Origin of the sequence: Rhizobium sp. CIAT894 (genome assembly GCF_000172795.2) — a bacterium.
In the GTDB taxonomy this organism is placed as follows: Bacteria; Pseudomonadota; Alphaproteobacteria; order Rhizobiales; family Rhizobiaceae; genus Rhizobium.
Window position 1 is genome coordinate 1,820,078 of sequence record NZ_CP020947.1, and the last position, 20,468, is coordinate 1,840,545.

Annotated in this window: 20 protein-coding genes; 5 read left to right on the forward strand and 15 right to left on the reverse strand. The window is 58.2% G+C overall.

Annotated elements, in window-relative coordinates; all coding sequences use genetic code 11:
- Positions 1 to 553: 553 nt before the first annotated feature.
- Positions 554 to 1,306: a hypothetical protein gene (locus RHEC894_RS09030; RefSeq protein WP_085737008.1), complete on the reverse strand. Its 753-nt coding sequence runs from the start codon at positions 1,304 to 1,306 to the stop codon at positions 554 to 556.
- 286 nt (positions 1,307 to 1,592) lie between these two features.
- Between RHEC894_RS09030 and RHEC894_RS09035 the strand changes: the two genes are divergently transcribed.
- The gene (locus RHEC894_RS09035) at positions 1,593 to 2,213 is read left to right on the forward strand and encodes a hypothetical protein (protein ID WP_010067611.1); all 621 of its coding nucleotides are present in this window, start codon (positions 1,593 to 1,595) and stop codon (positions 2,211 to 2,213) included.
- Positions 2,214 to 2,360: 147 nt separating this feature from the next.
- Positions 2,361 to 2,624 carry a type IV toxin-antitoxin system AbiEi family antitoxin domain-containing protein gene (locus tag RHEC894_RS33765; protein ID WP_085737009.1) on the forward strand — a complete coding sequence of 88 codons (264 nt, stop codon included), beginning with the start codon at positions 2,361 to 2,363 and terminating at the stop codon, positions 2,622 to 2,624.
- Positions 2,625 to 2,991: 367 nt separating this feature from the next.
- Here RHEC894_RS33765 and RHEC894_RS09050 read toward each other — a convergent pair whose 3' ends face one another.
- Genes RHEC894_RS09050 through RHEC894_RS09070 form a run of 5 tightly spaced genes read right to left on the reverse strand, consistent with a single transcriptional unit; the run spans position 2,992 to position 11,426 of the window.
- Complete coding sequence (locus RHEC894_RS09050; protein WP_085737010.1) at positions 2,992 to 3,906, reverse strand: restriction endonuclease; 915 nt, start codon at positions 3,904 to 3,906, stop codon at positions 2,992 to 2,994.
- Positions 3,906 to 6,911: a type I restriction endonuclease gene (locus RHEC894_RS09055; protein ID WP_085737011.1), complete on the reverse strand. Its 3,006-nt coding sequence runs from the start codon at positions 6,909 to 6,911 to the stop codon at positions 3,906 to 3,908. The genes RHEC894_RS09050 and RHEC894_RS09055 overlap by 1 nt, the downstream gene beginning before the upstream one ends.
- Entirely contained in the window at positions 6,908 to 7,498 is a 591-nt protein-coding gene (locus RHEC894_RS09060; protein WP_085737012.1) for a hypothetical protein, read from the reverse strand. The genes RHEC894_RS09055 and RHEC894_RS09060 overlap by 4 nt, the downstream gene beginning before the upstream one ends.
- Positions 7,495 to 9,399 carry a restriction endonuclease subunit S gene (locus RHEC894_RS09065; protein ID WP_085737013.1) on the reverse strand — a complete coding sequence of 635 codons (1,905 nt, stop codon included), beginning with the start codon at positions 9,397 to 9,399 and terminating at the stop codon, positions 7,495 to 7,497. Before RHEC894_RS09065 ends, RHEC894_RS09060 begins: the two co-directional genes overlap by 4 nt.
- Positions 9,396 to 11,426 (reverse strand): class I SAM-dependent DNA methyltransferase, encoded by a 2,031-nt coding sequence (locus RHEC894_RS09070; RefSeq protein ID WP_245339506.1) that lies wholly within the window; start codon positions 11,424 to 11,426, stop codon positions 9,396 to 9,398. Before RHEC894_RS09070 ends, RHEC894_RS09065 begins: the two co-directional genes overlap by 4 nt.
- A gap of 349 nt (positions 11,427 to 11,775) precedes the next feature.
- Here RHEC894_RS09070 and RHEC894_RS09075 point away from each other — a divergent pair, with 349 nt between their 5' ends.
- Positions 11,776 to 12,048: a type IV toxin-antitoxin system AbiEi family antitoxin domain-containing protein gene (locus RHEC894_RS09075; protein WP_085737014.1), complete on the forward strand. Its 273-nt coding sequence runs from the start codon at positions 11,776 to 11,778 to the stop codon at positions 12,046 to 12,048.
- Between the two features lie 12 nt (positions 12,049 to 12,060).
- Here RHEC894_RS09075 and RHEC894_RS09080 read toward each other — a convergent pair whose 3' ends face one another.
- The 7 genes from RHEC894_RS09080 to RHEC894_RS09110 all read right to left on the reverse strand — a co-directional run bounded on the left by RHEC894_RS09080 (position 12,061) and on the right by RHEC894_RS09110 (position 18,373).
- Positions 12,061 to 13,008, reverse strand: a complete 948-nt coding sequence (locus RHEC894_RS09080; RefSeq protein WP_164517679.1) for a LysR family transcriptional regulator — start codon at positions 13,006 to 13,008, stop codon at positions 12,061 to 12,063.
- Positions 13,009 to 13,216: 208 nt separating this feature from the next.
- Positions 13,217 to 13,930 carry a DJ-1/PfpI family protein gene (locus RHEC894_RS09085; RefSeq protein WP_085737016.1) on the reverse strand — a complete coding sequence of 238 codons (714 nt, stop codon included), beginning with the start codon at positions 13,928 to 13,930 and terminating at the stop codon, positions 13,217 to 13,219.
- Positions 13,931 to 14,072: 142 nt separating this feature from the next.
- Positions 14,073 to 14,966: an NAD(P)H-binding protein gene (locus RHEC894_RS09090; RefSeq protein ID WP_085737017.1), complete on the reverse strand. Its 894-nt coding sequence runs from the start codon at positions 14,964 to 14,966 to the stop codon at positions 14,073 to 14,075.
- 103 nt (positions 14,967 to 15,069) lie between these two features.
- Positions 15,070 to 15,498 (reverse strand): limonene-1,2-epoxide hydrolase family protein, encoded by a 429-nt coding sequence (locus RHEC894_RS09095; protein ID WP_085737018.1) that lies wholly within the window; start codon positions 15,496 to 15,498, stop codon positions 15,070 to 15,072.
- Between the two features lie 111 nt (positions 15,499 to 15,609).
- Complete coding sequence (locus tag RHEC894_RS09100) at positions 15,610 to 16,449, reverse strand: SDR family oxidoreductase (protein WP_085737019.1); 840 nt, start codon at positions 16,447 to 16,449, stop codon at positions 15,610 to 15,612.
- Between the two features lie 415 nt (positions 16,450 to 16,864).
- Positions 16,865 to 17,764 (reverse strand): AraC family transcriptional regulator, encoded by a 900-nt coding sequence (locus RHEC894_RS09105; RefSeq protein ID WP_085738914.1) that lies wholly within the window; start codon positions 17,762 to 17,764, stop codon positions 16,865 to 16,867.
- 168 nt (positions 17,765 to 17,932) lie between these two features.
- Positions 17,933 to 18,373 carry a limonene-1,2-epoxide hydrolase family protein gene (locus tag RHEC894_RS09110; RefSeq protein WP_085737020.1) on the reverse strand — a complete coding sequence of 147 codons (441 nt, stop codon included), beginning with the start codon at positions 18,371 to 18,373 and terminating at the stop codon, positions 17,933 to 17,935.
- 165 nt (positions 18,374 to 18,538) lie between these two features.
- On the opposite strand from RHEC894_RS09110, the gene RHEC894_RS09115 reads away from it, so the two are divergent.
- Positions 18,539 to 18,946, forward strand: coding sequence for a helix-turn-helix domain-containing protein (locus RHEC894_RS09115; RefSeq protein ID WP_085737021.1), 408 nt, complete (start codon positions 18,539 to 18,541; stop codon positions 18,944 to 18,946).
- A gap of 13 nt (positions 18,947 to 18,959) precedes the next feature.
- On the opposite strand, the gene RHEC894_RS09120 is transcribed toward RHEC894_RS09115, so the two are convergent.
- Complete coding sequence (locus RHEC894_RS09120; RefSeq protein WP_085737022.1) at positions 18,960 to 19,838, reverse strand: NmrA/HSCARG family protein; 879 nt, start codon at positions 19,836 to 19,838, stop codon at positions 18,960 to 18,962.
- 40 nt (positions 19,839 to 19,878) lie between these two features.
- Here RHEC894_RS09120 and RHEC894_RS09125 point away from each other — a divergent pair, with 40 nt between their 5' ends.
- Entirely contained in the window at positions 19,879 to 20,274 is a 396-nt protein-coding gene (locus RHEC894_RS09125; RefSeq protein ID WP_010069279.1) for a helix-turn-helix domain-containing protein, read from the forward strand.
- On the opposite strand, the gene RHEC894_RS09130 is transcribed toward RHEC894_RS09125, so the two are convergent.
- Entirely contained in the window at positions 20,249 to 20,467 is a 219-nt protein-coding gene (locus RHEC894_RS09130; protein WP_010069280.1) for a DUF2274 domain-containing protein, read from the reverse strand. The genes RHEC894_RS09125 and RHEC894_RS09130 overlap by 26 nt on opposite strands.
- Between the last annotated feature and the right edge of the window lies 1 nt (position 20,468).

Consider the following 20,468-nt stretch of genomic DNA (forward strand, 5'->3'; position numbering starts at 1 on the left):
GTCGGGGCGAATGCTCGCGCCGACCCTTCTTTGATTGCATCAGCCCGGTGCCAGTACATCCGTGGTCACCAGCAAAAGCTATCCGGTAGATTGAATTTATGCGCCTCGTGAATTTTCGCAAGGATTAGGGAGTGCTGATTTAGGGCTAGGCGAGGGGGCGCCAGCCTGTTTGTCGCCTCACCTGCCGACGGCTTTTCCGTTTCTCGCCATTATAGTAAAAGAGGGAAAATGAACAGCACATCCGCCCACCCCCGAAAGAAACGCGTGCGCCATTGGGGCGCACCGACTTTGTTCGGAGATGGATATGCACCACAAGAGAAAGCGCCCGCGCAAAGCCGCCTGTGGGTTGTGCAAGCCATATAAAACTAACGGCAACTGCCCTCGGCATAAAAACATGCAGTGGGGTAACCTGCGCCGATATCTGTCTGGATCTGACCAGCTGCGGTGCGAGGCGATCAAGGTGTCGGACAGGGATGGGAGATAACAGCGTTAGTCCGGTTATTGGGAATTGACGTTAGCCTCGCCTTTGGGCGGGGCCTCTGACACTCTCCCGTCAAAATGGAATATCATCAAGCTCTGATGACTTCCGACTTGGCGAGGGCTCCAGAACCTCCGAAGGCCTCGGTGGAAGCACGGCCGCCGGCGGCTCAATCCGTTGAGCGCGTTCTCCTTCGGTGCCCTTTTCTTGTGCAACGGTCTGAACGACATTTGAAAGCAGTTTGGTGGCAATGTCATAGGAGCCACCCAAGGCGCCTGGAACCGCCAATATCTCTACAGTCAAGCGAGCGACAGCCAGCAAGCTCAATCTCCGTTTATCGAGGGACTCCTCAAACGTCGAAAGCTTATCGAGAAGATCTTTCCGCTTTGACTGGGGCATGTCCTCCTTGCCTATTTGCTCGCGCAAATGATGGAGGTGAGTGCGGATTCTGGTTTTAGCGGTTTCTGAAAGCGCGACGGAGTCACGACGTGACCGAGTGCCATCGTTCAATAAGAGTTGTGTCATATAATGGTCGAGGTCGGCGGTGAACTGGCGATGCTCGTCATTTGCAAATTGACCTATGCGCGGTACGTTCATTGAAGCGAATGGCTCCACTTCGTATCTTCGAGCGGCCGCCGTCACTATGTTCATGAACCCATGACGCGCATCGTTCAACTCATTCCATTGCAGTTCGTCACTGGCGTCCAGGCGTGAAGTCGCGTCGGCAAGTCTGCGGCGCGAAATTTTAACGAACGCGAGGAACGCTGCCTGATTATCTTCTGGCAGCTCGTCAATCTCTTCTTCTGTAATGAAGTCGTAAATTTGCATACTTTTTTCTCCGGCCCGTCGTGACGATATGGCGAGCGGCTCGCCGCGGCAATAACAGCCGCTAAGTGCTCCCCAGAGATTTTGCAACTAGTTTGGTCCCAGTACGACGAGAAGTACAACACCAGCTCTGAATGTGCTTTATTTGCGGCCGATCTGCCCAATCGATCATCGGCGCCTGAATATCGGGCGAGGCGGGTTGCGCAGCAGACGGCAGTTGCTTTCTCTGCTCTAACATTCATAAAAATGATCTAACGGAATTGAAACTGTGAAATTATCAAAGCTTAGAATGCATCTTGATCAGGCGCTGCAAGCAAATGCTGAAGCTATCGGCGCCCACATCGACAGCGTCCTCCAGCAGGGAAGGACAACAGGGATCGAAGCCGCGTTCGCCGGCGCGTTTCATAAGCAACTCGACAGCAAACGAATTGATTGGAAGCCGGAGCTTCCGCTCAACGTTGTTGGGGTCGATCAACGGTACCACAATCGGACACGGGGAAGGGTAGATTGCCTGATAGCCGGCAGCGCGACTGCTTTGGAATACAAAGCTGTGCGAATGCCGCGCACTCAACCGAGTCCCAAATTCGACCTTGGTCAGATCCTGGCCGATTACATGAGGCTCTCATCGGGGGCACGCCTTGAGTACGCATACCTTGTCATATTCTTCTACGGACCAATCGTCTCCGACTGCTCGTCGCCGGGTTCGCTTTATCGCCGCTTCCATAACCAGATGTTCGTGGACCAAGAGCTGTCGAGGCAGACAGATCAACTATCGGCCGCCGAAGAGGAAGCGATAGTACACCTCGGTTGGGAGAAGGCTTGGGGTGAGTCCCAGCCGCCGGAATTCGCCGCCGCCGCGTTGCGGGGAGAAATCGGAGTGGTTTGCGTTAGCGCGTTGGATCAATGGTAGCCGAGCCAGCGGGTATAGGCTGATAGCGAAATTGCAGAGGGAAAGCGGGGAAGTAAGCGCCTGTTTTCGGATTTCTCAACAAAAACAGGCGCTTATTTCTAAAAATGGCTCCCCGAGCCGGAGCAAACTGCGAACTATACGCTGCCGATTGCCGTCGAACCTACGCCAGAGCCCCCCAAGCGTCGGAAGCGCGACCGCGATCGAGAGGAGCGCGTTCGACTCGCCGGCGGCCCGCAACCTTCACTACGGGAAAAAGCATACGCTTTCGCCTCCAAACGCACCACCGTGAGGACGTGCGATTTTACCGCCATCGGTATCCCAAGGCACTATCTGACCTGGATGTGCGAGGAGGGTCTGTTGGTGAAGGTCGGCTACGGCGTCTATCGCGCAGCGGATCGCGAAGCGGCGTGATCTGGCTGGGCCTAAAGGTCAAGGTCGCGCGGAAGTTCGCGGTCGCGTGTCAGGTCGATGCCCGCTCCAACCAACGGCGATCGTAGAAGCGTTGCGACGATGCCGCCTTTGCCATCGAGTGCTTCTCCGATTTTGATTCGGGTGCGATCAGCGTCAGAGTCTCCTTCTGCGCGTCGCTTTGCCGGGGATCGGATCATGTCGCTATCGCGCTCCAATCCTGTGCGACCTCGTGGCGGACGATCTCGGTTTGTAATGTCGTGCTCGCCGCTGATCTCCCTTCCATACTCACGATCGACACCGACCAGGCTAGGTCGCGGCTTACGGTCCTTCTAGGACGCCGCTGAAATCCAGCTTATGGCGATCGATATCACTCTTCCGCGAAGAAATCCTCATCCAAGCGTTTGAACTCCAGCAAGCGGCTGGACCGTACCCCGACGCCATGCTCGAGCATGAGATCGGTTAGGCGGCGCCCATCGATCAAAACTACACGTTGTGGAATGCGAGATACAAACTCAACAGCCTGGGCGGAAAAGGTTGAGGTCGTTACGAACACTCCTTTCGACGCGCCGAGACCGACTAGACTTCCGGTGAATGCCTGGATTTCAGGCCGCCCGACTGCGCTTCCCGGGGCATAGCGCTTTGCTTGGATGTAAACGCGGTCGAGGCCGAGAACATCTTCATTGATCACGCCATCAACGCCGCCGTCGCCCGTCCTGCCAAGCTGCTCTGACGCATTCCGATGAGATCCCCCGTAGCCCATCGCTACCAGAAGCTCGATGATGACCTGTTCAAAGAAACTCGGGCTATTTTGCAGAATGCGTTCGAGGAGATCTGCCTTAAGTGCGGTATGGACAGCTTTGTACGCAGCTTCAACGACCTCCTCTGGCGTTGCGGACTGAGGGTTCACGTCGGCAGGTGTGGCAACCACCTGAGATTCCTCCCCGGCACGGTAGAAGTCGCGGAACGAGGGAATTGTAAGCAAAAATTTGGTGTCGAGAGTAGCGGGGGGATTAGCCAGTACACGCTGTCCGGCCGGGGTTATCGTAAACCGCCCGCGCTTGGGACTTTCCAGCAGTCCGGCCTTCGTAAGATAGAACTTTGCCCAATGAACTCGATTGTGAAGGACGCGCTGTTTGCCGCTCGGCAGCATCTGTTCACGCTCTGCATTCGAAAGTTCGAATTTCGTGGCAATTTCTGTTTCGGCAAAGGGTACGGAAGTCTCGGCCTTGGCTGCCACTTGCAAAACCGGGAGCATGAGGGACTGATAGTCAGGAATCGCCATTACACGGCACCCATCTCGCGCACCTCGCGCAAGGCCCGACTGAAAAGGTGGTTGAAGATGCGATCGCGGTCTTCGGCGTTGGTCATGATGATGCTTTGTAGGGTGCTGTCACGCTGATACTGCTTGATCGTCTCTTCAAGTAGACGGCGCACGAAGGTCGGGCGGGAAACATCCGGCGGATTGTTCCGCAAAACCGCCGCCATTTCGTCATCGAGCGCCTTCCGCTTTACCTGTTCAAGTCGGATGAAATCCTCTTCTGTAAACTGCGTCCCGTGCCGGTCATTGAAGGAACGGACGATCTCCGAAAGCGCCTTGGCTTCGTCCTCAGTATAGGGTTTGGCACCAAATTCACTGATTGCGGTGAGCGGGACGGTCTCGCCCGCCGCAAGCGACGCAGAGCCAGCTTCTTTCTGCTGAACGCGGAAGGCGCGCAGGCGCAACATCTCGTCCGTGATCTCCACTTCCGGCGGCTGCTCGCGGTTGGGCAACATGCGGTCCAGCCAATCGGTGTAGGCATAAAGTTTTTCCAAGCTGGTATCTCCCAGCCGGACGATTTGCGCGACGAAGCTGTAGAAGCGCTTGTAGCTTCTCAGTAGCTGCCGGAACTCTTCTTGTCGGCCTTCGTCATCCTCGGCTTCAAAGCGCGCCACGGCGTTGCGAACCAGGGATTCAAGCGTTACGCGGTCCTGTGTGGACAGCGTTCCCTTGAAGAAGGTCGTGGCGAACCGCTCGATCTCACTGCTGTCGAGATAGCCGAATGTGCGGATGCGTGTTTCCAACTGGTAGATCTGGTTCTTGTCGGAAACGGCTTCGAGGCTGGACACCTCATAGAAGGGGCGAAATGCTTCCTTGATGTCATCCGTCGTGTTCTGGAAATCGAGGATGAAGGTTCGTTCCTTGCCCTGGTAAATCCTGTTCAGCCGCGACAGGGTTTGGACGGCCTGCAACCCCGCCAGCTTCTTGTCGATATACATCCCGGACAATTTCGGCTGGTCAAAGCCGGTCTGATATTTTTCCGCGACGATGAGGATTTGGTATTCGGGGGTATCGAAGCGCTTGGGCAACTCGCCTTCGCCGAAGCCGTTCAACTCTGCCTCGGTGTAGGTATTGCCATCGACGTGCAATTCGCCGGAAAAGGCGACGAGCGCCTTGAGGTCGCGATATCCCTTGTCCTCAATGTAGGTTTTGAGCGCGAAATAATAGCGCAGGGCGCTTTCCCGACTTGAGGTCACGATCATTGCCTTCGCCTGACCGTCCAGCTCCGGTCTGACATGGCGCTGGAAATGCTCGACCATCACCTCGACCTTCTGGCTAAGGGCGGTCGGATGCAGGGCGGCGAACCGCGCGACCTTCCGTTGTGCGCGCCGCGTGTCCAGTTCCGGGTCGTTGTCGATCGTCTTTTCCAGGGCGTAATACGCCTTGTAGGTCATGTAGTTCTGAAGCACGTCGAGGATGAATCCCTCCTCGATCGCCTGCCGCATGGAATAGAGGTGAAACGGATGCGGGAGGCCATCGGCGCCCACCGTGCCGAAACGCTCAAGCGTGACGTTGCGGGGCGTCGCCGTGAAGGCGAAGTAGCTGATGTTCGCCTGCGGGCCGCGCTGGCGCTGGTATTCCGCGATCAGGTCTTCAATCTCGTCGGGCGTCCCGGCCTCCTCGTCGCGGCTGAGGGCGTCGCTCAACGCCTGGGCGCTCTTACCGGACTGAGAGCCGTGCGCCTCGTCGATCAGCACGGCGAACCGCCGTGTTCCTTGTCCGCTGATGACGCGGAGATGGTCGGTAGAAAACTTCTGGATCGTGGTGATGATGATCTTCGCCTGCGCCTCGATCGCCGCCTTCAACTGCCGTGAGGTTCCCTCGATCTTGCGGACGACGCCGGGTGTCTGCTCGAACTGGGCAATGGTGTTCTGAAGCTGGCGGTCGAGGACGACGCGATCCGTCACAACGATCGCGGTGTCGAAAATCGGCTGTTCGGACGGATCGTGCAACGTCACCAGCCGATGCGCGGTCCAGGCGATCGTGTTGGACTTTCCCGATCCAGCCGAATGCTGGATAAGATAGTTGTTGCCGCTGCCGTTGGCGCGAGCATGGGCCAGAATCTTCAGAACCGCGTCGATCTGATGGAAACGCGGAAAAATCAGCGATTCCTTACCGTTCGTGCCGTCGAGGTGGAGAAACCGCCCGATGATGTCGAGAAGGATATCGCGAGAGAAAATCGCCCGACCTTCCGGCTGATCCGCCCAGAGATAGGCGACACGAAACTCCCCGCCGATGTCCGGGTTGCCCGCGCCTCCGTCATGCCCACGATTGAAGGGCAGGAACCGGGTCTTGCCGTTCTGGAGGCGGGTGGTCATGGACACATTGTCCTGATCCACCGCGAAATGGACCAGGGCTCCTCGCTTGAACGTTAGCAGCGGCTCATTGGCGGGCGCCCGATCATGGCGATACTGGCGCTCAGCATGACGGAAATTCTGGCCGGTCAGGGTATTCTTCAGTTCCAGCGTGGCCACGGGTAGACCGTTGACGAACAGCCCCACGTCGATAGCGTTCTCGTTTTTCGCGCTGTAGCGAAGCTGATTGATGACGCTGAGGATATTGCTCTCGAAAAGCGTGACCAAAGCCGGGTTGACGCCGGACGCCGGCTTGAAGGCTGCGAGAAAGAACTTGAGGTTCGGGACCAGTTTGAGCCCGTTGCGCAGCACATCCAGCGTGCCGCGCTGCTTCAATCCCTGCTCAAGCTGCTTGAAAAACTCGGCTTCGGCGGAAGGACCATAGTGACCTTCCAGCTTCGCCCATTCGTCGGGTTGCGTCGTTTTGATGAACTCGATCGCCAGCGCCTTGTCGAGCGCTGAGACGCGATCATAGTCCTCGGAACGGCGGGGACGATAACCTTGTTCCACCAGCGCCTTGCACAGATGGACCTCCAGCACCTCTTCCCGGTGAACGGTATCTTCTGAGAAGCCCTTGGCGTAGGGGTGCGAGGTCGATAGCTGTTCGTAATTCATGGCCGATCCCCCCGCGCCATCCTGATTTCGTCGACCGCCGACACCAGTGCCGTGTTGAGCGCCAGCATCGCCGCTTGCAGGTGTGGCAGGCTGACATAAGCTTCGAATCCGATTGGCTGGTCGGCCGCGTCGATCGGTGTCCCATAAGCGCCATATCGGAACGCGGTCGAGCCGGGGTCGATCGCGGCGAGCTCCTTCATGCGCCGCACGATCCAGGAGGGAACAGCCTGACCGTAGCGCTCCTTTACCATCGCTACGAATCTGTCAGTGAGGGCGATCAGGTCGTGAACCCGCTTCGCGTCGGGCATCGCGGCCTTGAGAATGAGTTCGCAGGAATGGCGATAGAGAAACAGCGCCGCATTGCCGATCCGGTAGTCAGCGATGCGCTTATCTTTGATCGCGTCCACCAGCTCGTTGGCAGCGGCGAAATATTCCTCCGCAAGGGATGCGGCATTGGCCTGCATCATCCCGCCAAGGGCAAAGCCGTGAGGCCCGGACCATTCGTCCTCGCGCGCATGTTCGCCGGTAAGTTCCTCGAAGAGGGGCCGGGTCATGGTCTCTTCGGTGAAGATATCGGCGCGCGTCATGCGAACATATCCCGCGTCATGGTTTGGGCTGTGCGGGGGCCTTGGCCGCGCGGGGTGAGGCCATTGCGCTTCATCCAGTCTAGCCAACGGCGAAGGTCGCTGTCCTTGAACTTCTTGCCCTTCTCCTCGTGCCATTCCGTCAGGACGCCGTTGACTACCATGGAGTCGTCTGGCTGTCGGCCGTCCATCAGGGCGTCATTCCACACGGCGTAGAGAGTGGCGATGGCCTCGACCGCCTCGGTGCCGAAATCGCGCAGGAGACCGATGAGACCGTCCAGCGTATCGGCGCGCGGCCCCAGCAGGCTTTTGAGTTCAGCGTTGTGCCCCCCGGCGTTTGACAGTGGAGCATAGGTGACGATCGTACCCACCCCGTCCGCCTGGCGCGCCCTGTAGAAGCTTGCAACCTCCACCGCGCGCTCTGTCTCCTCGATCAAGGCGCGATCGAGCGGCCCCGCGGCCTGACGGAAGTAGTTACCCTGGAGTTCGCTGATGCCAAGATGGGCTTCAGCGAGATAGAGTTCCTTTTGCAGTTTCACTCGTCCGAACTTCGGATTGCTCCGATGCTGGTGGATGATCTCCGCTCCGACGAGGAGGCGGAATCTGTCTCGGTCTGACGTGGATATGGCGGCCGGCAGATTTTCGCGGATGTCGATATGGCCCGCGACAGCCGCGGTGATGAGGGCGGCGCGGTGTTCTCTCAGCAACTCTATGCTATCGGAGACCGACTTGACGATCCGCTCGATTCTCGAAGTCCGGGCGTCGATTGCTGCTGCAATCTCGGCCTGCTCATCAAGTGATGGAAGCCATGCGACAACGTCCATGAACTTGGCATGTTCGAGACGCCATTGATCGATCCTTATACCATTTGATATTGTCAAGAATAGCGAAGGCATGGGCCGAGTGCGCAGTAGATAGTGCATGTAGCGTCCGTTCATTGGCGCTACGGGTCGATAAACAAGGTAATCGGGGCTAGTTATCCCTCTGAGTTCTGAGATCCCAAGGGACCCTTGCCACGCCTTCATCTTGTTGACGACCAAATCTCCTGGTTCAACAAGCTGATACGAAGATAGGTCTTCGGGTGTCTTGTTGATGTTGTCGTCTCGAGACGATTTCAGAATGACCCCGAAATCCCGGTAGACGGACAGCACGTCGAGATCAGGCATGCCTTGCCGCTTCGCTGCGCGGAACAAAAATCGCATGCGGCGGGGTTGCCAGCCCTGTGGTATGAGAGGGAACCACGAGTTTTGGGTAGCTACACGCTCTCTACCCGCATGAAGCCCGCTATGGATGTATTCCTTGGTGATTGCGGATTTTTGCTCACGAAGAACCTCGACCTGGCGTTCCTTCGTCTCGATCAGCTTGTCGATGCGGGTGGTTTCGCGATCGAGGAAGGCGGCGATGGCTCTTTGGGCGTCGAGATCAGGAACAGGGATATTGACCGATCCTATGCCGTTCAGTGTCAGACCGTAGCGAGTTACCCCTTGGGCAGTGAGACCGAAGGATTCGCGAGTCGGCTTTGCCTTCAGGCTCCAAAATAGAAATGGACCAATGATTTCAGAGGGATTGGGCCTCAATATTGCGAGATGATATCCGCAGACAATTCCTTCCGCGCTTGAATCTACAAGTGCGGGAACTGCGATATCATCCGGCGTTTCGCTGTCCTTCGTTATGACAACGTCACCGGCGCGAAGCCCGAATTTCGTGATTTCCTGAGGCTTTGCCGAACCTTCGCTGAACTCGATGTGGCTGGCAATCCGATCATTGTAGTAAACATCGACATAGTTGCAGAGGCGGACGATTTCCTCGCCCTCATCCATAATCTTGTCGACGTTGCTGGACCTGATTGTCACCAATCGGCGCAGGGCCTTCATCGGCCAGAGGGTCGGTGCGGAAGTCGTCATCCCGCCACCTCTTTCAGGAGGTCTGCGATATCTGTCTCCAGCGTCTTCAGCTCCGCGTCGATCTCGGCCAGCGGACGCGGCGCGACATAACGATAGAAGTAGCGGTTGAAGTTGATCTCGTAACCGACGCGGCCAACGCCCTTGTCCGCGTCATCCCTGTAGGTCTCGTCTACCCATGCGTCGGGCACGAAAGGCGTCACCTCACGGGCAACATAGCTCTTCCAATCCTCCTTGAGCGGCACAAGCTCATGGTCGCGCAGTTCGGGGTCTGGTTCTGGCCTGCCGTCGCCGTCGAGGCAGATGGCGGCGGACTCGTCCCGCTCCGACAGCGCGGAAAGGATCGCCTTCCTGACCGGCGCGCCGATCTTCATGCCCGCGCCCTTGAGCGCCTTGGTCAAGGTGGCCTCGAAGGCGGGGCGGTCCTTGAACAAGGTGGTCGGCAGGCGATCGACGACTACGTTCAACACGTCATCCTGCTCGGCAGGGTCCAGCTTCAGGAACGGCTTGGCGAGCTTTAGCCGCGCTATGCGCTCGGGGCTGGATTGGAAATTCAGCCGGAGTGGACGCTCCACCCTGATCTCGCGATAGCCGAAATCGCTGGCGTCGAAAATCTTCGACACCGCGCTCCACGGCCCGCCACCGTTCGCCGTCTCGTGGAAGATATGCGTGATGGTCTCTCGGCCGTCGTCGCGGATTTCCCGACGCTTGGAGCCGAGGTTCTTGCGCATGGGCGCCCAAAAGCGTTCGCCCGATGCATCGATGAGCTGGACCTTACCGCGACGTTTCCGTTCCTTGCGGTTGGTCAGCAGCCAAACATAGGTTTGGATCCCGGTGTTGTAGAAAAGGTCGGTCGGCAGCGCGACGATGGCCTCGATCCAGTCGCTTTCCAGCATCCAGCGGCGGATTTCGCTCTCGCCCGATCCGGCCCCGCCGGTGAAGAGCGGTGAGCCGTTCATGACGATGCCGATGCGCGAACCAATCTCGTCGGTTCGCATCTTGGAAATCATGTGCTGGAGAAAGAGAAGCTGGCCATCCGAGATGCGCGGCAGGCCCGCGCCGAAGCGGCCGTCCTTGCCCTGGGTCGCCGCTTCGTCTCTGATCGGCTCCTGATACTTTTTCCAATCCACGCCATAGGGGGGATTGGACAGCATGTAGTGAAAGCGCCGGTCCTTGTGGGCGTCCTGGGTCAGCGTGTTGCCAAAGGCGATATTTTCCGGGTCATGGCCTGTTACCAGCATGTCGGACTTGCAGATGCCGAAGGACTCGCCGTTAAGCTCCTGACCGAAAAGCTCGACACGAATATCGGGGTTAAACTCCTTCAGGGCTTCTTCGGCGAGCGCGAGCATCCCGCCGGTGCCACACGCCGGGTCGTAAATCTGCCGGATAATCCCCTGACCCCGGAGCTTTTCATCATCGTTGACGATGATGAGGTCCACGATCAGCCGGATCACCTCGCGCGGTGTGAAGTGCTCGCCGGCGGTTTCGTTGGAGATTTCCGAGAAGCGGCGGATCAGATCTTCAAACAGATAACCCATCGCCAGCGTCGAGACGGCTTCCGGTCGAAGGTCGAGCGCGGCGAACTGCTCGAACACCTTCCATAGAATATTGGCGTCGGCGAGCCTCTTCAGTTGGTCCGTGAAAAGGAACTTGTCGAGAAAGACATCCCGAACCGAGTCCGAGAAGGCCGTGATGTAGGCGATGAGATTTTTGTGAACGTCGCTCGGATTCTGCGCCCTTATTTTGGCGAATGTCAGCGTGCTTGTATTGTGAACGCGGATGCCGCCGCCGATCGCGCCATATAGCATCATGTCGCGTGTCTGCTCGTCTATGCCCGGCGGTAGTCCGGCATAGGCCTTCAGTACTGCATCTTTGGTGGGCTCAAGGATGCAATCAAGGCGGCGAAGAACTACAAACGGCAAGATAACCTTGCCATATTCCGACTGCTTGAAGTCGCCGCGAAGCGTTTCGGCAATCTGCCAAACGAAGTTTGATTGAATTTTAGCTTTTGATACTACACCCTGATCCACGCAAACCACCCACTTTGGCCGATTCGCGCACATGAGCATCGGGTCGATGTTCGCTTCCGCCCGAGCCGGCATTTTTGCCGCAGCATAGTAGCCGATACGTCGTTAATAAAGTTCAAAGATGTCAGGCGTAGCGGATTCCCGGCGGCATATGCGTTCGCGCCGTGAGTCGAGGTGACATCGGAAGGTTGAAGCCCAACGCCCGCCCTTGGCGCTGAGTCACCAAGATCAGCAGCTCAAGTTGCCTTCCGAGCCGGCATCCCATCGCACTTTCGGCGGCCTTCGGCGGCTCTAGCGCGCCGTAGCGTACGAAAGACGGTGGCTCGCCGAGCAGGAGCAAACTGCGAACTTCATGCTGCCGATCGTGCGCGAATCTACGCCACAGCTTCCAAAGCGGAGAAAGCGCGATCGCGACCGTGAGGAACGCGTGCGTAATGCGGGCGGACCTAAGCCATCCCTGCGCGATCGAGCGTATGCCCTGGCCTTGGAGCGTGGGAATGTGAAAACTCGGGAGTTCACCGATATCGGCATTCCCCGGCATTACCTCACGCGGATGTGCGAAGAAGGTCTCTTGGTGAAGATCGGCTATGGCGTCTACCGCGCTGTCGAGCGCAAGGCCGCGTAGACTCAGATGCGTCTAGCGTGCGGCGGCTGTGGCCACTCTTGATGCGCGCGGTGCGCGGCGCTTCTCTCGTGAGACGCCGCCAGTGATTGACATCAGGTGCTTTAGGGCTGGGTTCGAATTCGTCGGGGACCAAACCGCGCCGACGGGTAGGTCACCTTCCGGACAGAACATCTGCTTGAACACGACGCCAGGCCACTCGATTCCAAGTGTCGATTCACTGGAGACCGTGAGCCCGTATCCCATAGCGACCAAATTCATCAGACTGTCACGGCCGACCTCGTGGATGTCGATCGTCGGGCTGAACCCCAGCCCAGCCAACCTTTGAATCAGGTAGTCGCGAACCTCTGGTCCAGCACCTTCGCTGCTGACCACAAAGGGCTCGTTCCGGGTGTCGGTCCAGACAAGGTCGTCGCGGCCCGCCAAGTCGTGCGCTTCAGGCAGAGCGAGGAATACCCCCTCGGACCAGAGGACAATCGACTCATAGCCCGGAATTGAGTGTGATCCCGTGATGAAAACCACATCGACCTCTCCGCTCGTCAGTCGCTGGAGGTTCTCCTTGGATGTCCCTTCACGGATACGGACCTTCACGCCTGGATGGCTTTGACGGAACTGACGGAAAATGCGGTTCAGCGGTTCCGCAGTGAGTGCCGTCAACATTCCAACTTTGATCTCACCTCGTTCTCCGCGCTCCGTAGAAGCGGCAAACTTGATTGCCTGCTCGAAATGACTCACACCCATCGCCGCTTGCTTCAAAAATTCCGACCCGGCTTTGGTGACCCGGATTCCGCGGTAATCTCGCTCGAAGAGACTGAAGCCGATCTTGTGCTCTAGGATTAGAATGCGTCGGCTTACCGTTGACTGCGGGACGCCGAGCACCTGAGCGACCCGACGAAAGCTCCCGTGCTCAGCGGCGATCATCGCATAGCGAAGGTAGCGGAGGTCGAGGGTCATATTTGGCATGCATCGGCATCCTAGTGTTGCTCGCGCTTTGCCAACCGGCTCGCCTGTGGTCACATTCGCCACATCAGCGTTCCGGGCGGTTGCGTATTTTCGTGGGATTGAGAGAAATTGGAGGCGATCGCCTGCAGGCTGCGCCATGCAAGGAAGTGCGCCGTTTCCGCCGTAGATCGCGTGGCGATCGCTCCAACGTGCTGGTGTCGCTCGGTGCCTAGATCCAGGCGACTGCCGAAGTCTCTGCCAGGGCCGATTCCACGAACTGCTGATTCATCTCGGACGTTGCCATTCGGGCGGCTTGAACGACCAGAGGGTCCGCCGTTCGGGGATGACCATCCGTGAAAGGTGGCTGGGGGTCATATTCCATGGCCAGTTGCGTGAATTTGGCAGTCGCTTCACCTTTAAGAGCTGCCAAGAGGGTAAGTCCGAAATCGATGCCTGCAGTGACGCCGCCACCCGTATAGCGGTTTCCATCTACGACAACGCGATCGTGGCTTGCCTCGATACCCATTGCCTCCAAGGCGTCGTAGAAAGCCCAATGCGTTGCCGCACGGTGGCCCTTCAGAAGGCCGGCCTTGGCGAGCAAGAGCGATCCAGTGCAGACCGACGTTATGAATCGGGCCGACCATCCGGCCTGCGCGAGGAACTCCAGGATGTCCTGATCCCTCATTGCGTCGCCCGTCCCATGGCCGCCAGGTACGAAAATTACGTCCAAATCAGCCGGGGCGTCCGCGAACGTGGTGGTCGGGTTGATGGAAATGCCGGTATCGGTCCAGACGGGGTCCAGGGTCTTCCAGAGAAGATGGGTCTTTCCATGCATGCCGAGAGCGGCATGCGGACCTGCGAGATCGAGGAGCGTGAAGTTGGGATACAAGACCATCCCGACATTCAAAACTTTGCTTTGGTCGAACGCGTTACTGTCGGCCATAAGGCCTCCTTACTAAATGAAATTTCCAAATGCTGTGAGATTTAGGCCGCAGGATCTTGGGGTGAGAGCCTGCGGCCATAGACCGAGTCACACATCCAGCCGGTTCGTTCTGTTAAACTTGGACCGCTGGAGGGACGCAGCCTCAGGCGGGTTCGACGCCACCTGTAGCGGGTGCGAGCGGGCGCAGCGCCTCGACCAAATCGGTGGTTCCATTGAAGACTTCGCCACCGGGCTGCACGTCGACAAGGCCACCTTTGTTGTGGGCGTCGTAAAGGTCGATCAGGAGCTTCGTCGTGCTGGGGCTCAACACTTTTTCCAGGCTTTCCTGCCACTGGTCACGAGGCAGTGCCATCGCTGCGACCTGGCGGCCGAGCAATTCGCCCATCGCCGCGGCGACGTCGGCAGCGCTGTAGCGGCGGGGACCTTCGGCATGGAGGATACGTTCGATGCCCCAAGTGCCTTCGTCCAGCAGGAGGCGCGCCGAGATCACGCCAAGATCGGGCGCTGAGATCGTGGGAAACTGCGCGTCGATCGGATGGTGCAGGCTCGGAAGCACACCCGCGCCGGCCGCGACTGGGAAGAATGCGGCCCATCCCTGCATGTGCTCAGCGGAGCGAAGGATGATTTTCGGTATCGAGAGCTGGCGAAGGCGATCCTCGAGGAGCCGGAAGGCGCTCGGCATGCCAATCCATTCGTCGATGTGAGCGCCATAGTCCGAAACGATGAGAACTCGCTTTGGCTGCGCCGTTTCTAAGGCAGCGTAAAGGCTTTCGATCGCTGCCTTCATCTCCCCAACGGCATCTTCAGCCTGAGTCGGGGGTGGAAGGATGATCTGCGCGGTGTCGGCGCCCCCGAGAGCTGTTGCCAACGCGGCTGTGTCGTGGAGATCGGCGATCGCCACATCGCAGCCGATCGAGCGCAGCCGATCAGCTTTTCCTTCATCCCGCAGGATTGCCCGGACAGGCACACCTGCCTCGCGCAGTTTCGTTGATGTTGCGAAGCCGACGTTGCCGGCTGCTCCTAGTATTGCGATCATTGTTCAGTTCCTTTTTGAAGCGCGCGGGAGCGAGTGCCCGATCAGCGGACTGACCGGGCGCTTTCTCACAGCGCTTGGATTGGGTGTGGCGTGGTAGCCCGGTTTAATGCTGGCTTTGCTCGCCTACGACGGTCATGAAGCCGGCCGTGTCGAAGTAGTCGCGCCAGCGAACGATCTTGCCGCCTTCGATCTCTAGCACGCCCAGCGCGCGGATCGTTGCGATGATGGTGCCGTCGCTTCTGCAGAAGTGGTCGAACCGTTCGGCATAGACCCGAGTGCCGGTGCCCGACAAAACCAGGCCATCGATCCGCATGTGGTCGAACTTGATCGGAAACGCCTTTGCGAAATTTTCCGCTTCCTCGGGACCGATCGTCTGCGCGACACCCACATTTTCCCAAAGCGTATCCGCGTTGAAATAGGCCGCGAACGACTTCCAGAAGCCATCGGGTGTCGCAACCGTTGCGTCAAAGAATTCCCTGACCAGCGCGACCTCCGCCGACTCGGCTACGCCTTCTCCAGTTTGTGAGGACATTTCACTAACTCCTTTCTTTCATGGACATTCCACCCTCCAAGAACCAGCCTCTTCCTCTAAGATTTCAGACGAACCAGAGGGCTGATCCTCGTTTCGGGGCGAACATCACCGTCAGGCCGCGAACTCGGCTCTGTGATCTTGCGCGTAGCTACGGAATGAATGGGGAGGCCTTCCGGTGATGCGTTCCACATCACTGGTCACGACCTCAGTCCAGCCCTCGCGAACCGGGTAATAGATGGTCGCCAGAAACTCGGCGTAATCCTCCGAGACCCCGGCATTGATCAGAAGATCGATGAAGGTTGCGTCGTCGACCGGCGTGTAGGTAATGGTTCGGCCGAGGACGTCCGACAAAATCGCCGCAGCATCGCTATATGACAGCGCCTCCGGGCCGGTCAGATTGAAGGACTGACCGTCAAAGACGCTGCTTGTCAGTACGGTAGCGGCGGCAAGCGCGATGTCGCGAGCGTCGATGAATGACGACTTGCCGTCGTCCGCGGGCACGGCGATTTGGCCAAACTTGATCGCGTCCTTCCACGAAGCATGGAAGTTGTCCGCGAACCAATTCGGCCGCAGGATGACAAAAGAATTCCCGGATTGCTCCAAGGTGGTCTCGATCACCCGGTAAGGGTTCGTCTCGTCAGCTTCCACGCCGAACACGCTGTGGAACACAACTTTGACTTTGCGAGCTATCGCAGCCTCGATGAACGGAAGGGCGAGAGAGAGTGGATCGACCGATCCAGCCGGAAGGAGAACGAACACGCGATCGACGCCGTCGAGTGCCGGGCCGAACGTATTCGGATCGCCATATTCAAACTTAACGCCTTCGGCACCATCGACTGAATCACCGATGCGCGATGCGGCTTTTACCGTGACGCCTTTGGAGATTAGCGCGCGAACAGTCGGCCTACCGACGTTACCCGTGGCGCCGAGAACAAGTATCTTGTCACTCATGCGTTGACCAAAGCTTTCCAGCGATGGTTCGACGGCACGAGACCGTTGATTTCAATTGCTTGTTTGGAGGGGAACACGATCCATTTCCTTGCTGTTGACAGTGCAAGGAGTATGGAGCTGCATGCCCGGCGTCGCTCAGATTCAGACGCCCATTTGCATGTTCGGTCGCAAATCGTACCTGGGCGTTGTCTCCGCGCAAGAAAATGCCCCGGCAGCGTGGCCGAGGCGGAAGCTAAAATCGCAGACCTTCAGATCGTTGAGATCACCAGAACGGGATAATCGACCAGATCGGCAGCATTGTTTCAGAAACAGCGGAGATGAGCGAGAGCGTCATTTTCAAGTCCTTTGGGTATAAGATTGAGCGATCAACGACGCCTATCGGTGTAGATCAGTTATCTTCCCCACGCGCTCACAATCAGGCGGTGGTTTGCAGTTTTGGTCGAAAATCACTCGACTGACGCGCGATCTCGCTTGGTGTCTGGCCGAGAACGCGGCGCATCGTCGATGTCATGTGACTCTGATGAGCGAAACCTGCAGCGAGGGCGATCTCGCTTGCCGGTATCGACGACGTCTCCATCATCGCCCGTGCGTACTCGACGCGGCGGCGGATAACATACTGATGCACCGGAGCGCCCGTGCTGTTGCGGAAGAGTGTTTTAAGTCGAGTGACGCCGACTCCTGCTACGGCAGCCAAGTCCGCAAGGTGGAGCTTTTGATCCAAATTGCTCTCTATGAAATCCGTGAGCAGTTTCAGTTGCCTCGCCGACAGCTTCGGAGCGTTCCCGTTGGCGGCATTCTCCGCGCTCCCGCTGCCGATTTCGATCAGCCGAACGGCAAGTGCATTTGCCAGAAGCTCTATATAGAGCGGATCTGAAGGCGTATCCGCTTCAAGATCCGCCTTTATCGCCCAGGCTATGCCTTCAATGCGTGCGTCCCTGACTTGGAACTGCGGCAGCAGTTCGATCGTGCTTGGATCGCGTTCCAGCTCCTCCGCCACCTGATTGAGCAGCCAAGGAAATATGCGCAGGCTCAGGATGCGAGCGTCTGCCTCATCCTCCCAGGTCCCACCGACACCAGCGGGCACGATATCAATATCGCCGGGCTTCTGGAGCCGATGCATCTTTCGTCCCCCGCAGCGGCAATACGCATTTACCGGCGGGCCGTAGTGCATTCCAAGGCTATGCATATCACTGCCTGCCACGTCCGCCACGCCGCTCGGGAACAATAGGAAGTCCGCTGCGAGACCATTCCAGCCTCTACCATTGCTGGTCAGCAAGATCTCGGGAGCGCGCGGCGGTTCGGGTTGTGGCGTCATTGCGATGATCTCTGCCTCTACTTTGTAGTCCAACCAATACTACTCTAACACCGTCCGGACAACGCTGCGGACCGAAGCGCAGCGCCGGCCCGAGCGGATCGGCTGGTGAGGATCGCGATCAACCGAGATCGCGATCCGAATTCGTCTCCGGCGAGCAGCCAGGCGGACTCAGGCTGCCAGCTTCTGGATGGCAGCGTTCGCCCCCGCGGTGTCGAAGTAGTCGCGATACTTGGCGATCGTCGTGCCTTCGATTTCAAACACACCGCTTGCCCGCACGGTAAGCACGATGGTCCCGTCTGCGGCGCAAAAATGATCGAGCCGCTCCGCGTGGACTCGGTTTCCAGCGCCGGTCAGCACAAGATCCTCGATCCGCATGCGCTCGAATTTCACCGGAAATCCCTTCGCGAATGCGATTGCCTCTTCTTGGCCCACCGTCGTTCCAAGGCCAATAGTTTCCCAGACTGAGGAACTATCGAAATAGATTTCGAAGCACCGCCAATACCCCTCCGGCGTGGCATCGATTGTATCGAAGAACCCCTGCACAATCGACAGGGCGTGATCTGTTTCGTTCTTTTCTGTTCCAGACGACATTCTTTCAACTCCTAGCATTTTGAATTGCCGGTTTTTATGCCTCCAACCGCAGAGGCATCCCGGGCTGCCCTCTCAGGCTAGGATGATGTAAGAACGACACGAACTGATCGTAAAGTACGTACATTTTTGTTAGTGTCGAGTTTTCGACGATTCCTCGTCGAAAGCTGTGATTGGAGACTGCGCATGAAGGAAACCGTGGCCGCATCATCGAGTGTCACCGAAAAGCTCGAACGAGGAGATCTACTCGATCCCCACTGCGCGTCTCGCGATATCCTGCAGCACGTAACGAGCAGGTGGGGCACGCTTATCCTCTTGGTTCTGTTGCGAGACACGATGCGTTTCGGGCAACTCCGTCGCGCGATTGGTGATGTGAGCGAGAGAATGCTTGCACAGACCCTGCAGGTGCTGGAGGCGGACGGTATCGTCGTCCGGAGGGCGTTGGACGTGATCCCGCCGCACGTAGAGTACAGCCTTTCGGCCCTTGGACGCGAAGCAGCCGTCAATGTTAGGGCCTTGGCTGACTGGGTCGAGCTTAACGCTGCCGACATTGAAGCACAGCGGCCCAATCAAGGAGTGATCCTTCAAGAGTAACGGGGCGACGGGGTCAGGACGCGCTCGACGCTTCACGGTAGTCGGAGACCCACGCCCTAAAGGTCATCAGGCCTGGCTGATCGATGCGGAGCTGAGCAAGGTCAGCTCTATAGCCAGCCTGCGAAAACCACTCGAACATTCTGCGAATGTCGACAGGTATCACTCCTAGGGCGAACCGCGGAATAGGAAAGGGAAGCGCAGCGCTATAGCCCTCTGCACGGAGGGCAGCGACGATCTCCTTCCGCGTCAGTTCATCGCCGGCGATCTCCTCTGCACGACCAATGAAGCTCTCCGGCGCAGCAAATGCGCGGGCCGCCCACTCTCCAATGTCATCGACCGCGATCATCTGCAGCGGCTTCGCATCTGGCACGTAACTCCGCATCAGCGCGATCAGGACCCAGCGGGGCACCGTGCGTGCGAAGTTGTCCATGAAGAATGTCGGCCGGACGATTGTCGCGGGGAGGCCAATGCTTCGGACATGCTCCTCGATCCGCCACTTGCTCTCAAAGTGTGGGACCGATGAGGCGCGGTCGGCCCCGCCGACTGAAGCGTAGATAAAATGCGCGACGCCTGCCTCTTTGGCAGCGTCAGCCACTGCGATGCCGCGTCGCACCTCTGCTTCTGCGCCTCCTTCGGTTCCCTGGACCGAATAGACCCCGTAGGCGCTTTCGAAAGCTTCTCGAAGTGAGGAAGGTTGGTCCAGGTTTCCAGCGCGAACATCGATCCCTTGCCGGAGAAGTCCTGCGGCTGCTGGCGAGTCCGGATCGCGAGAGATGGTCCGCAGGCTCCAGCGGTTGGTAGCCAACAGTGAGCGCGCAACGCCGCCACCTTGCTGGCCTGTGGCGCCGAGGACCACGATCGTCTTTTTGTCTGTGATGTCGCTCTTTTCCATAGTATGAAAATCAACTGTAATATCGATCTGGGCAAGTAGGATGAAAAACCAGACTGACCAAATTGATGCCTGCGACGCTCAAGTCTGTGCGCCGACGCCTGCCGAACTTGAGGAATTCCGGCACGCGGTCGGCACGATCATCGGCAAGTGGAAGATCGAGATATTGTGGGTGCTTCTTCCCGGCGCGCGTCGCTTTGGAGAGCTCCGGCGTGCGTTGCCCGGCGTTACGCAGCACATGCTCACCGCGCAGCTTCGCGCGCTTGAGGCAGACCAACTCGTCACGCGGACTGCTTACGCTGAGATTCCACCGCGCGTGGACTACGAGCTGACTCCACGCGCGCTCGCACTCAAGCCAATCTTTCTTGCCCTGATGGAGTGGGCTCAGACTACGGGCGAGCCCTCAGCTTTCCTCAGTTCGCGCGCCGTGCACGAGTAAATCCCCGGTCGGACGCCATGAAGCGTTCGACCATGGGAACGATTAATTTCGATGGTTCGGCGACCCCTTGACCGGTCTGTTGAGCAAGCGCTTCGGCGTAGGCGACCAGATCGCGATGAACAGTCGCGGGAAGTTCGATCGTCACTCGCACTGGCTTTTCCTCGGCAATCACACCGAGCTTGAGCTTGGCCATT